This window comes from Dyadobacter bucti, assembly GCF_005869225.1.
Taxonomy (GTDB): Bacteria; Bacteroidota; Bacteroidia; order Cytophagales; family Spirosomataceae; genus Dyadobacter; species Dyadobacter bucti.
Map to the genome: position 1 here is coordinate 39,677 of NZ_SWFP01000001.1, position 12,538 is coordinate 52,214.

Below are 12,538 nucleotides of genomic sequence, written 5' to 3' on the forward strand. Positions count from 1 at the left end.
AAATGTAGTGCCCGGAAAGATCAATGGGCAATGATTTTTCTAATGACCGATCGCCCTTTGGCAACAGTCAGTCGGATCAGGTAGGTCCCGTCGGAAAGCTGCTGGCGGATGATAATTTCCCGCTGTGCTTTACCAATTGTTTTTTCAAATACCTGCCTGCCCGTGTTCTCAATAATACTGATCTTCTGGAAGTCCTGGTTGGTCCATTTCACGGTTACGTTATCCCAGGTCGGGTTGGGAAAAACCTGAAAAGGCTCTGAAACGGGTTCCTTTCCCAGCACTTCCCCGCCACTGCGGAGCAGAACCGATGTTACCGACATGGCAGGAAGTGACAAATCAAAACTGTTACCGACGACATTTGTTTCCGATTTTTTCAGAGCATTCTGCGTGTGGGAAATGAACGTTTCGGTAGCGGGTAATTGAGACAAGGTATACGTGGCAGCATTTTCCTGCAAAGGTAAAAAATGTTCCAGCCGAAGGCTGACCAGCTGGCTTTGATCCGGGGATCGGTTGACCAATACGACCGTCATGGAATCCTTGGCCGCGTTGACACTCGGGTATGCCGATACCAGCGTCTCATTGGCCGAAGCTGCCTTCACTGCGTGCGTCTGATTGTACCTGCTCAACAAATGCAAGGTTTCCCACATACCCGTTTTCCAGCTCCAGGGTGTGAAGATCTCTACCTTGTTTCTCATAAATTCCCCCAGCGTTGAAGCATACCACACCGCAGTAACGGAAGGTGATATACTATCGTCGATGCCCGTTTCGGTCAGGCCGAGCGTAACGCCGTGGTTCTCCCCCAGGTATTGCGTGAGCCAGTCGTTGCAGCGGCTGAAAATGTATTCTTTGGTAATGCTGTTGTCATAACCGCCATGGATTGTTTTTACACCGTTCGCTTCGGGAAAATTATAGGTTTTGTCAAAAAACACCCTGTGCAGCTGTACCACATCTTCTGTTTTTTTAGCAGACGGGTAAAAGTGGATATCCAGAACGTCCAACAGCCTCACCCCGCTTTTTTGCTGCTCATCGGCAATGGTTTTGATGAAATATTCCAGCCAGGGAAAGGTTTTTCCGTTTTCCGTGATGGTTTTGTTGTCCCAGTTGTACCATTGCCACTCGTTGGCAGTCACAGGGCCTGCCAGTTTGACTTCGGGAAACAAGGCCCTGGCTTTTTTCGCAAGATCTACGTACCGCTGCATGAACTCCTGTGCACTGACCTGTTTCGGCATCACATCATCGTGGGTACCCGACCATATCTCCGGCTCGTTGTCCATGTTCCAGTATTGAATACCTTCCCGCTTCAGACCGATCCCATTTGTCCCAAACCAGTGGTCCAGGATCGCAACAGCAGAATCGGCATCCCATTTTTCAAGATAAAGATCAATGTTGCCTTCCTGTTTTGCTTTCGTACCGGTCGTGTTCGGAACACCGCCGCCGGCCAGGTTCTGGTTCACGCCTTCCCACCATTTCGACTGGTTATAGTCCCAGTCGGCGAAGTTGGCGGTACCGGTTTTGGCCGCGTATCCCAGCAACGGAAAGGCCCACATACCCTGTGCCGACGGAAAGTTCTTTTGCAGGGTTTGTGCCGCCTCGTCCCAGTTGTTGGTATATACATTGTTATACCAGTCCGGGTGACTGCTGAGTTTTCTCCGCCAGTTGTATTTACTGGAATTGTTACCGCCGCTTTCCCTGAAAAACCTTACCCCTGCATCACGCAATCTCACCACGTCTTCCTGAGGCAAGGTCCAGTTAGGATTTGTAGAAGAAATTGAATTGTTCCGCCCATAGAGGTAAGGGGATACTTCCCTGATATCCGCCTCCGCATCGATCACGATGGTGATCTGTGCGGAGGCGATTGGGGAAAGCAGGAGTAACAGGATGAATTTATACATGCAATTACTTCTTCACGATGCGGAAGTTATCTACGCTGCCGTTGAACGACGCAATGGTCACATCCGGCGTGTTGAACAGTACTTTCAGATCGGTGATCTTGGAAACATCGGCAATGGTCGAACCAGCTGCGTTTTTGAACTCCGAAAGCTCGATCACTGCCGTTCTCCATCCGTTGGTCTGATAACCGGTGGCAGCATATTCCGTGGAATTCCAGGGCTGGAACGAATAAACATATTCGCTTCCGGCGGCCCCGATGGTAATGTCGTACTTGCCTGCTTTCCACGGCTCTGCAATATTGTGTTCAAATTTAAACTGCCTGTCGGCTGCTGCGCCTGCGGGCAGTTTGAACTCAAAATAGCAGGTTGAGAATATCCAGCCATCATTGTAGCCAGTGGCTGGTAATTTGGTTTCTTTGATCCTCGAATATTTACCCGAAATGGCCCCCGGGTCCGTGGCAGCAATGATCGGCGCGGCACCGTAGCATACGTCCGATCCCCAGGAAGTGGCAGGAACATCGAAGTTGATCATATGACCGTCGCTATCGTTCATTTTGAAGTTTGTTTTGGCAGTACCAAACTCTCCTTCCACTGAAATGGCATCGATTAAGCCCGTAGCGGGCATTTTCGCGGTGATCTGTTTTACCGAACTGCTCAGTATCTGCAGGCTGGTTGTTCCAAGCTTCACTGATTTGATATTATAAAAATAGTCGCCGTTGATCACCACCGTTCCGTTCGCTTTCACAAACTCAGAGTACAACCCGCTGATAACCGGCATAGGCGACGTCAATACAAAGTCATAGGTAGCTTCCCCGCCTTTTGTCAAAACCTTGATCTTGTTGGAGACACCGGCCTCAACTGCTTTTGTAGGCGCATTGGGCGGGATGTTGACTATGATATTTGAATTACTGCCCAAAGCGGAATTAAAGCTCGCTTCGAAATCATTGAAATACACCTTTAAAACACTCCCGAGGTTCTGCCCCTGAACGACGATCAAGGTGCCCGGCAAGGCTCCGGTAACCGAACTGTCTGCCTTTTCGGGATCCAGCAGACGAACGTTGGTGATCGTTGGCGCGCCGTCCATGTCATCCTCATTGCAGCTCTGGAAAGACAACAGCATCCCTGCCGCCAGCAAAACGCCCAGACCTGCCTTATATAGATATTTAAAATTCATGTTAGTCGTAGATTAGGGTTAGTCAACTAGTTTGCTGAAATCAAAAGCCACCGGCTCATTTTTCAATGAAGGTGCATTCACGATCTCTCCTTCCGGGAAGGGCAGATACAATGTGTTGGCCGACAGCGGGTAGTATTCCGCGGTTGAATAAACCACATTGTATTTTTTGGGATTCGTTGAGCCAGCCACGTACGTCATGGTATAGTTTTCCTTATGCTGTGCAGCGGTATAGGCTATCGCTTTCGCAGGATTGAAATAATACCAGCGAACAACCTCATTCCATGAATTGCCTTCAAAAACCGTTTCAATTCTTCTTTCTTTGAAGATATCCTCGAAAGTGAGCGAAGCTTTAGCAGGCATACCGGCTCTTTTGCGGACAGCATTAAAGTATTCAAGCGCTTTGGCATCGGAGGTAGTTGCATTGTTGGCAAGCACCGCATCCGCATAAATCAGGTACACTTCGGCGAGGCGCAGCATATAGGAATTGATGTTGGCCGACATAAATCCGCCCAGACCACCATTGTCCGCCGGTGAGCCTATGATGTATTTTTTAATGGCCGATAATGCAGCCGGCCGGGTATACACCAATCCGCCCGATGCCTTTTTGAGATTCGGATACACATCGCCGTCAAACATACCGATGGCTTTCCGGCGCAATGAATCGGCAGGGTTTTCTACAAAATACTTTACCAGGTCGGCAGATACTCCCTGTGCAGCTCCCCACCCGTCACCGGTACCGGTGATGGTTGCATCATAGGCAAAGTAAGCCTGGAAGGAATTGTTAATGCCCCAGGGATTGCTGATCGGCATCCATTGCAGGGAGAAAAGGCTTTCAGGATTGTTTTTCGAGCTGTTGTTGTTCGCGCTTTCAAACAATTCTGCATAAGTCGGGGCGAGCGACAGGCCGCTTTTTGTGATGACACTCTCCGCATAGTATTTCGCGCTGTCCAGGTCCGACTGGCTACGGGTACCGTTCTGGTTCAGTCCTGCGCGCATCAGGTACATTCTGGCAAGCATACCTTCTGCTGAATATTTGGTGAGCCGTCCCTGGTCGGCAGTAGCAGGCAGACTGGCCGCTGCAAACCGGTAATCCTGGATCAGCAGTTTCCAGATGTCTTCAATCCGGTTGCGGACAGGGGGTTCATTGATCTGGGCCACGTTATCATATACAATCGGTACTGCACCCCAGTTCGTTACCAGGTAATAGTATGCGGTAGCACGCATAAAACGGCATTCTCCCAGTCCCTGGGCTTTCACATTTGCAGAGGCAGTACTTCCGGTTGCCTCCTTGATCGCCTTGTAGGCATTGTTGCTCTGGGCAATGATCTTATAAAATGATTTATACCCTGGCAAAAGTGTACCGACATCCGTTGAAGGAATCGCATGCTTGACGTATGCAGTACGGTCATTGGAATTCAGGTTACCGGCACGTGCCTCCTGAAAAGCCATATTCGCCTTGTCATTGAAATCAAACCATACGATGTTGTAAAGCGGCGCGGTTCCCGCCAGGATTTCATTATCTGTTTTGTAAAAATTCCCCGAAGTGAGCGCGTCCAGCGGCGGGCGGTCCAGGAAGTCCTCGCTGCATCCCTGCATGAGCATCAGCGCCCCGATAGCTGCTATGAGTCTGAATTTGAATTGCATATAAAATATTTTTAGAATTGATGTTATATCAGTTTGTCAGAACCTGTTAAAAATCAGCCAGCAGACCGAACGAATACATACGTACCGAAGGATAACGGCCGGTATCGATCCCTGCCATCACGGTACCACCGTAGTTGACCATACCGATCTCAGGATCGTAGCCCTTGTATTTGGTGATGGTGAACAGATTTTGCGCGCCCACCGATGCCTTCAACCCTTTGATAAACAAATCTTTCAGGATCGATTTAGAGAAGTTGTAACTGATCGTAATGTTTTTCAGACGCACATAGCTACCGTCTTCAATGAAATTGGTGCTCATCCGGTTGTTGCCGTTCGGGTCGCCCGGAGCGATACGTGGAATTGCATAGCCCGGGTTGGTTAGCGTTACATTTTCTGCATCGGCTACGTCATAGCTGCTTGGCCTCGCATAGTTGGCTACAGATTTCCATTGATTACCAAATACCCCTCCGTTTCCAGGAATTTCGGCACGGTAACGCGGGTAATTCAGAATGTCATTTTTAAAGCTTCCGGTCAGGAATGCGTTCAGTTCGAAGTTCTTATAGCTCACATTGTTGTTCAGCCCAAGCGTAAACTTAGGCCATGGATTACCGATCACGGTACGGTCCTCGGCATCGATCACGCCATCATTGTTCAGGTCGCGGAACTTGGTATCCCCTACCCAGCTGCCGGTTGCAGGATTGATCGTCAATTCGCCGTTCGATGTCTGGATAGCGTGGCCTTTGATGTCATTGCCATCCTGGTAAAGCCCGTCGGCAATGTAGCCGGTGATCATACTTGCAGGCTGTCCGACTTCGGTTTTAAAACCTACAGATGTTGCATTCCAGATCGGTGTGATCGGGTTCAGGAGGGAAGTCACTTTGTTGCGGTCGAACGAAACATTTAAGCCTGTTTTCCAGTAGAATCCACCTTTGTCGATATTCACCGTGTTCAATGTAAAGCCTATACCCCTGTTTTTCATAGAACCGGCATTTACGGCAGGCCAGCTCAGGTAACCCGGCGAATACGCGATATCACCTCCGTAAGTAAAGGGATAAGAATTGATGGTGATCAGGCTGGTGATATTCTTGATGTATGCATCCACGATCAGTTCCACCCGGTTTCCGAACATGTGCAGGTCCATACCTGCATTGATCACGTCATCTTTTTCCCAGGTAAGAAATTCGTTCGCAAAGTTGGATGCCAGAAAGCCTGTTCCCCAGCCAGTCGGTACCGTTTGAAGCGTTGAGAAAATAGCGTTTCCGCCGCTTCCCTGGTTGCCTGAGCGGCCGATTTCAAACCTTAATTTCAGGTCGTTGATGGCATTGACAGATTTCATAAATGGTTCTTCCGAAACCCTCCACGCAGCGGATACGGCCGGGAAATTACCCCAGCGGCGTCCCTGACGGAATGCTGACGAACCGTCCATACGGTAGGTTCCCTGCAGAAAGTAACGCTCATTGAAGCTGTAATTTACACGTGCAAAATAGGATTCACGCGCACCGGCACCTTTCCCGCTGTTGTTGCTGACGTTGGAAATCACCGATCCGTCCCCGCCCGAAAGCTCCTCAATGGTGTTGGTAATGAATTTTTTCCTTGTGGCCGTCAGCGATTCATAAGTATACTGCTGTGCCTCGTGGCCGGCCATCATATTGATGCTGTGTTTGTCCAGCTTCAGGTCGTAAGTAAGGCGGCTGTGCAAACTCCACCAGGTATTGGTGTTCACTGAACGCGTGGAAGTAGCAGCATCCTGCGACACGACAAACCCTCCGATGGTATAGGACGGATGAAAGGAGTAATATTTCAGAAACTCCGAGGTTCCGTTCGCTTCTGTATGCCATACCAGATTTTTCGCAAGCTTCACATCCGCGAACAAGCTTCCCAGAATGGAGGTCCGGCGGTTGTAATCATTGTAAATTTTGGAGATCATCACAGGGTTGGTAAACTGGAACTGCGTGGAAGCAGGCCCGCCCCAGCTGCCGTCAGGATTGGTTACCGGTACGGACGGATTCTGGTCCAGCGCAAGTTGAATGATACCGCCGTTATTGGTATTTACTTTTTCTTCGGTGATACCCACGTTCAGGTTGGCCCCGATTTTGAGCCAGTTGCGTGTCTGGTTTTCCAGGTTCAGACGGCCATTGTAACGCTTGAAACCCGAACCTTCCACAATCCCTTTTTGGTTAAAATATTCACCGGAGAGATAATAAGTCGTTTTTTCAGTTCCGCCGCTAAGTCCTACAGAGTATTTCTGAAGAGTCGTCGGACGGAAAAGCGCACTTTGCCAGTCGGTACCGTTGCCTAAAACGGAAGGGTCAGCGAATTCCGGGTCGGTGGCCGTGGAGCCAACCGCCGCAGCTTCATTTCTGAACTGTGCGTATTCCCTCAGGTTCATTACATTGATATGTTTGGGCTCTGCCTGCAACGTCACCAGCGAGTTGAAACTAACTTTGGCTTCACCTGCCTTTCCGCGCTTGGTGGTGATCATCACCACGCCGTTCGCTCCCACCGCACCATATATGGCCGTCGCAGATGGTCCCTGCAGAACGTTGATGGTTTCGATATCGTCGGGGTTAATGCTGGACAGGATGTTGGAGAAGCCCGTCGGGCGGCTATTCGGATCGTCCCTCATGTTATCCGGCTTGATCTGCACCCCGTCGATCACGTACAAGGGCTGGGTAGTACCGGTCAATGAGCTCAGCCCGCGGATCAGAACGGATGGAGCAGCACCGGGCTGCCCGGAGTTTTGCTGTACCATTACGTTGGCGGCGCGGCCCTGCAAGCCCTGTTCCAGCGACGTGTTAATGGTTTTGCTCAGGTCTTTTCCGGAAACAGTCACCTGCGAACTGGAAACGTCTGTCTTTTTCATTTCACCATATCCCACAACAACCACTTCTTCGAGGCTCGATATGTTTTCTTTCAGTTTTATATCGATCCTGGTTTTATTCCCCAGCACTACTTCCTGCGTCTCATACCCGATAAAAGAAAAAACGAGCGTGTTGCCCGAAGCAGCTTCGATCGAGAACTGACCGTCTGTGTTGGTGGTAGTTCCGTTTGAGGTGCCTTTCACCACCACACTTGTGCCAGGAACCGCATCACCTCGCTCTACCGAAATCACGCTACCGGTAACGGTTCTTTTGGTTTCTGTCTGCGCATAAGCGCCTGCTGAAACAGTCAGGACCACCAGTGAATAAAGCAGCGGCCGCAGCAACCGGACGAGGAAATCTAAGCTTTGTTTTTCCCGCCTTGTTTCGTAAAAATTTTGTTGCATGTTGTTTTGTTTTAAAAATGCATGTTTGCCCATTTCCGATTTAGACTATTCCGATATCCCTGTCACAAATGAAGAATAATGGTACAAATCGAATGAATAGTTGGACAAATGTGCGCTATAAAAACATGCTCGAAGGGGTCCAAATGTTTACAATTAGGGGATCATTTGTAAACTCTGGCAAAAAATAAAGCCATTTTTTCACCTTTTATTACATTTTAGCCATCAGAAATGAAGAGACCAGCTGCGTAAACAGTGAATCTGCAGAAAGAAATAAATTTAAAGTATCAGAATTAAATATTGAATTATTCCGGTATCAATCCTGCACACTATGCTGCCTGCGGTACTCGGTCGGCAGCATTTTATACTCCTCCTTGAAAAGTTTGGCAAAGTATTTCGGGTTGTTAAAACCGATCTGGTAGGCTATTTCGGAAACGGTGAGCTGGCTTTTTTCCAGCAGTCCCGCTCCTCTTCTGATGCGGATAATGCGGATGAATTCAATGGGGGTTTTCCCTGTGAGCGACAGTACCTTTTTATACAGATAGACCCGGCTCATGGCCATTGCGTCACTCAGTTCCTCAACCGTAAACTCGGCATTGGCAAGGTTATCCTCCACGGCTTTAACTGCGCTGATTACAAATTGTTCATCCAGCGAACGAACAGCTACTTTACTGGGCCGGATTTCTATATGTTGCTGGAATTGCTCTTGGAGCTGCTCGCGCTGCCGGATCAGATTAGCAATCCTGACTTGCAGGATATCGAGCCTGAACGGTTTGCTTACATACGCATCCGCGCCCGTCTGATATCCCTGTAAACGTTGCTCTTCCTCAGCCCTGGCCGTCAGTAAAACAACCGGTATGTGGGATATGCGCCGGTCAGTTTTGATGATACGGCAAAGTTCGATCCCGTCCATTTCGGGCATCATCACATCACTCACGATCAGATCCGGGACCTTGTCAAGTGTGATGTCCAGGCCAACTTTTCCATTGGGCGCTTCAAGCAGCTGGTAATCCTTTTGAAACACTTCCCTGAGGTACTCCCGGAATTCATCATTATCTTCCACAAGAAGAACAACCGGCCTGTCTTTACCCGCCTTTTCAACGGGCAGGTCTATTTCAATGGAAGATTTTTGAACGGGTGATTCCCCGGAAGAAAGGGGTGGTGATTTAGGCGGGTGGCTTTCACGCAGCGGAAGGGTCACTGTAAAAGTGCTTCCCATACCCGCAGTGCTTTCCAGATCAATGGTACCGCCATGCATTTTGACAAATTCCCCGGCTATGGAAAGGCCTATCCCGCTGCCCTGGTTCATGATATGGTCGGGCATAGGATGCTGATAAAACCTTTCAAAGACCTTCTGCTGGGCTTCTGCGGGAATACCGATCCCCGAGTCCTCGACCCTGATTTCCAGCAGGTCGTCCTGCCCGTTGCCGCTGATAACGCTCAACTTAACCGCAACCTGTCCGTTTTCCGGGGTGAATTTAAAAGCATTGGACAGCAGGTTGTACATTACCTTGGACAACTTATCCTGATCAAAATCTGCATACCGCGAATCCACTTCGCTTTCAAACTGGTAACGGATATGTTTATGCTCTGAAAGTTCGGAAAATGTTTGGGCGATCTGGCCGACAAACCGCACAATATCGCCCCGTTCCGGCCTGAACTGGGTTTCTTCTACTTCCAGTTTTTTAAAATCCAGCATCTGCGTAACGAGATTAAACAGCCGCTGCGCGTTGCGGTATACCAGCGACAGCTGCTTATGGACAGCATGGTCCTGACGGATGTTTTTAAGGAGATTTTCCAGAGGCGTGAGCATCAGCGTGAGTGGCGTCCGGAATTCGTGGCTCACATTGGTAAAGAACTTGATCTTCATCATATCCAGCTCATGCATCTGCTGGGCATAGCGCCGCTCCTGTTCCAGTTTGAAGTTCATCCGTTCCCGCTCGATCAGGATCCAGCGGGCCGTCGTCAAAGCGGCGATCACCAGCAAAACATACAAGAAATAGGCCCAGGGCGTGCGCCAGAACGGAGGTAAGATCTCCACTTCAAGGTTTCGTTCTGTGGATACGCCGCCCTCTTTCATTTTCACTTTAAAAACATAAGTACCCGGATCGAGGTTGGTATAGGTTACTTTCCTGGAGTTGTCCGCCTCGAACCAACGGTCATTGAAACCCTCCATTGTATACAGGTAATGGTTTTTCTCGGAATGCAGAAAATTCAGTGCGGCAAACTCGATGGTAAACACGTTCTGGCTGTATTTCAAAACAATGCGGTCTGTAAGCGTCACCGATTTTTCCAAAACCTGGTCTCCTTCGAAAGACTCCCCCGGCCTGATACTTTTGTTGAAGATCTGGAAGTCGGTAAGCATCACCTTTGCAGCCACAGGCTCATCCGTGATCCGGGCCGGGTCAAATATCGAAAATCCATTGGCGCCGCCAAACACCATTTCTCCCGAGCGAAGCCGGAGGGCAGCATTCTCATTGAAGCCTCTGCCTTGCAGTCCATCCACCTCATTATAGGTACTGACCTCAAACGCAGCAGGCATGCCCCCTGCCCGTTTGGTAACCCTGAAATTCACAAGGCCTTTTGGTGTTCCCAGCCAGAGGTTTTGTTTTTGATCTGTAACGACAGTTAAAACAGAGTTGTCCGGCAAACCATGCGAAGTGTTGTATTTGATGAATGCATTTCGTTTGCTGTCATAAAGATTGAGGCCTTCGAGCGTTCCCGCCCAGATGTTGCCCAAACTATCCTGTGCCAGTGAGGTCACTGCGTCGCTGCTCAGGGCCAGAGAATCACCGGCACTGTAAGAATAATGGATAAAACGACCGGAATCCCGCTTTAAAACATCAATCCCGTTAACCGTTCCGACCCATAGATTACCCTGCCTGTCTTCCAGCAAAGCAGAAATATAGTCCGAGCGCACGGAGTTGGGCGCGAGCCTGCGGTAGTGCCTGAATGTCTTTTTTGTCCTGTCAAAAAGGTCAAGACCGTCGCCCAGAGTCCCTACCCACAGCCTCCGGCGCGAATCTTCAAAAATTTCCCAAACCCTGTCGTCGATCAGACTGGTGAAATCGGCCGGATCATGCAGGTAACGGGTAAAGGTTGTCCCGTCGAACCGGTTGAGCCCCCCGAAATAAGTACCTATCCAGAGCACGTCACTTTTATCCAGAAACATACTGACGATCACGTCATTACTTAAACTATTACGATCCCCCGGAATATTCCTGAATTGCCGGAAAGTGCTGTTTTTCCGATCGTAATAAATCAGCCCGCCGCCGTTGGTGCCCAGCCAGATATTCCCTTTCCGGTCTTCCGCAAAAACATTCACATCATCGAAGGGCAGGCTGCCCGCTTTGCCGGGGATATGCCGGACAAGCGAAAATTTGAAAATATTTTTATGATAATTGCACAGCCCCTTTTTGAAAGTACCTGCCCAGATCATGCCTGTTGAATCCTTGTAAAGCGTTTGTATGCTGTTCTGACTGATCGTCCTCGGGTCGTTCGGGCTGGATAATAATGTGGAGACACTCCTTCGTTTTTTGTCCAGAATGTTGATCCCTCCGTGGTCGGTACCTAACCAGATCGTCCCGTCGGGCCCGGAAATGACTGAGCTGACCGCGTTATTGTTCAACCTGAAATCCGGCCCTGCCGTACTGGCGGTAAGCAGCGTGTTGTTTTTTTGATCAAAACAGAAAGCACCCTGCACGGCTTTGACAATATATACCCACGGATCGCCTTCATCATCCACGAAAACCCGGTGATTGATGGATTTCGCCAAGCTTCTTTTCTGAAGTAATGTACTTTGAAGCCCCGTCCGGTAGGTTTGGGCCTCTACACGCACCAGGAACCCATCGTCACAAACCACCCACAGATTGCCCTGCCTGTCCTCATCAAAATCGGAAATCACCCGCTTGCCCGGCCCACTCTGTCCGTCGGAAAGGCTCAATTTAACGCTGATCAACTTTTTAGTGCGGGTCAGGTATTTCACCAGCCCCAGCTTGTTGTGACTGATCCAGTAATCCCCGGACCGCGTCTTCATGATCCGGCTAAAATCCGCATCGGTAAGTCCTAAATGTTCCGAAGCCTTGTTTGCGTTGTGATCAATGCGCTCGGTAGCGGGATTGTACACATCGTATCCCGCACGGGTATTGATCCAGATATACCCCTGGGGATCCTCGAACATAGCATTGATCTGATTGTCGGAAATGGTGGCGGAATCAGCCGGATCATGCTTAAAAACCCTGAACGAATAGCCGTCAAAACGGTTAAGGCCGCCGGAAGTACCTACCCACACAAACCCCCGGCTGTCTTTCAGGAAACAATTGACCTGGTTATGTGAAAGTCCCTGTTCTGCGCTGTAACGCGCAAACTGATAATGACCGGATTGGGCAAACCCACCCCGTACCTCTCCCAGCACAACAGCACAAAACAAACAAAACCGCCAGAACCAACTTCGCATTGAACAAAAATATGATCTTGGTTTGAAGGTAAGGAATACCTTTTGTCCGGCAAAATACCTGGCGTTTGAACTAAATGTATCTTACACTATATTTAAGTCGAATTAGCTCGGGA

Annotated in this window: 5 protein-coding genes; all 5 read right to left on the reverse strand. The window is 49.4% G+C overall.

Translation table 11 applies throughout. The annotated features are described in order from the left end of the window. Positions 1–20 precede the first annotated feature (20 nt). Positions 21–1,892, reverse strand: coding sequence for a glycoside hydrolase family 44 protein (locus tag FBF61_RS00155; protein ID WP_138475042.1), 1,872 nt, complete (start codon positions 1,890–1,892; stop codon positions 21–23). A gap of 4 nt (positions 1,893–1,896) precedes the next feature. Next, the gene (locus FBF61_RS00160) at positions 1,897–3,063 is read right to left on the reverse strand and encodes a glycan-binding surface protein (protein ID WP_138475043.1); all 1,167 of its coding nucleotides are present in this window, start codon (positions 3,061–3,063) and stop codon (positions 1,897–1,899) included. An 18-nt stretch (positions 3,064–3,081) separates the two neighbouring features. Then, on the reverse strand, positions 3,082–4,707 hold the full coding sequence (locus FBF61_RS00165; protein WP_138475044.1) for a RagB/SusD family nutrient uptake outer membrane protein: 1,626 nt from the start codon (positions 4,705–4,707) through the stop codon (positions 3,082–3,084). Between the two features lie 46 nt (positions 4,708–4,753). Continuing rightward, a complete protein-coding gene (locus tag FBF61_RS00170; protein ID WP_166444389.1) occupies positions 4,754–7,972 on the reverse strand; it encodes a SusC/RagA family TonB-linked outer membrane protein in 3,219 nt (1,072 codons plus the stop codon). Between the two features lie 313 nt (positions 7,973–8,285). Beyond that, the gene (locus FBF61_RS00175) at positions 8,286–12,425 is read right to left on the reverse strand and encodes a two-component regulator propeller domain-containing protein (protein ID WP_138475046.1); all 4,140 of its coding nucleotides are present in this window, start codon (positions 12,423–12,425) and stop codon (positions 8,286–8,288) included. Between the last annotated feature and the right edge of the window lie 113 nt (positions 12,426–12,538).